A 1,423-nucleotide genomic window follows, 5' to 3' on the forward strand; every position below is an offset into this window, starting at 1 on the left:
ATGCGCGCTTCGCGAAGCCGCTCGACGAGGACCTGATCCGACGGCTGGCCCGCTCGCACGAGGTTCTGGTCACGGTGGAGGAGGGCGCCGTCGGCGGCTTCGCCAGTCACGTATTGCACTTCCTCGCCCATGAGGGCCTGCTGGAAAGCGGCCTGAAAGTGCGCCCGCTTGTGCTACCGGACGTGTTTGCGGACCACGCCAAGCCGGAAAAGATGTATGCCGATGCCGGTCTCGATGCCGCCGGCATCGTCCATACGGTTTTCACCGCCCTCGGGCAGGCGGTCCGCGCCCAGCGCGCCTGACTCGACACATCAAGCGCTTGAATCGGTTTGCCGGCTCGATGTCGTAACGCATTGTTGACATTGCGGTTTGGCGTTTTGCTTACCGTGTCTCTTGCCCGTTTTTCAACGGCACGCTGCTAGGTTCTGGCCAGGCAGGGAGACAACAACAGTGAAGACGCTTCTGTGCGGCATGGCGATCCTGACTGCCATCGCAGCGCCGGCCATCGCCGGAACGCGCTACGACCGCAATCTCGAGAAGGCGGCCGCGGATATAGTCGCCAGTAAGATGGGGCATATCAGGGGCGGCTTCTCCTACAAGCAGCTGCCGCAGCTTGTTGTCCCGCCGGACGCCGCATCGGCATCCGCCGCGCCAGTCGAGCGCCCGCGCAGGGAAGTTGCCCGCGATCGGGATGGCGGCCTGTCTCCCGCCGTCGAACGGCAGGCTCCCCGCACCATCTTCTGAGCTCGCCCAATTCAAACCCCCCAAATCAAAACCACATGTCGCGCACGCAGCGGCCATCGCGCGGCAGATCGTCGTAGGTCTCGAGACCGTCGAAATGGTCGATCGGCAGGTCGGCCACGGCTTCCGGCGGCGCAAGCCTTACATTGACGGCGATCCGCGTGCAGCCGGACTCGGCTGGGCGCAAACCGCGCCAGGCAAGCACGCACGCACATGTCGGGCAGAACAGGATCTCGAGCGTGGGTTCGGCCTTGCCGGCACGTATATAGCTTTTTATCGGCCCCACGACGCGGATACGTTCATCGACAAAGTCGTAGGCCCAGAGCGTGCCGTAACGTCGGCACAGCGTGCAGTTGCAAGCGGTGATCGGCCCGGGATCGCCCTTCAAGGTCCAGTGGGCCGCACCGCAATGGCAGGTTCCCGTAAGCATCCGTCCTCCTTCGCCTTCGGCAGCAAAACGGCGTTTCTTCCTTATCATCGTGGCCGACCTGATGCGATATGCGACTGGCCGCGAGCGGCTCTCTGCGGTCGCTGCCCTGCGGCGATGTTGCTTCTCCTGCTCCAATCTCCTTGCCTTCGCCGCCGGCTTTCGCCAAGGAAGACCGATGAATTTTCCCCGGCCAGCCATCACGCGCCAGCGGCTCGACGATCGGCTAGTAGCGCGTGGGAGGTGTTCCAGCCG

3 protein-coding genes are annotated in these 1,423 nt (G+C 63.9%); 2 read left to right on the forward strand and 1 reads right to left on the reverse strand.

Going from position 1 to position 1,423, the window contains the following annotated elements; translation table 11 throughout:
- Together FJ980_RS31550 and FJ980_RS31555 are read left to right on the forward strand one after the other, a co-directional pair.
- On the forward strand, positions 1-302 hold a 302-nt coding region (locus tag FJ980_RS31550), incomplete at its 5' end, for a transketolase C-terminal domain-containing protein (protein ID WP_281406355.1).
- A gap of 148 nt (positions 303-450) precedes the next feature.
- Positions 451-744: a hypothetical protein gene (locus tag FJ980_RS31555; protein WP_140547432.1), complete on the forward strand. Its 294-nt coding sequence runs from the start codon at positions 451-453 to the stop codon at positions 742-744.
- Positions 745-769: 25 nt separating this feature from the next.
- Here FJ980_RS31555 and FJ980_RS31560 read toward each other — a convergent pair whose 3' ends face one another.
- The gene (locus FJ980_RS31560) at positions 770-1,171 is read right to left on the reverse strand and encodes a GFA family protein (RefSeq protein ID WP_140547433.1); all 402 of its coding nucleotides are present in this window, start codon (positions 1,169-1,171) and stop codon (positions 770-772) included.
- Positions 1,172-1,423: the final 252 nt, after the last annotated feature.

Source organism: Mesorhizobium sp. B1-1-5, from assembly GCF_006443065.1.
In the GTDB taxonomy this organism is placed as follows: domain Bacteria; phylum Pseudomonadota; class Alphaproteobacteria; order Rhizobiales; family Rhizobiaceae; genus Mesorhizobium.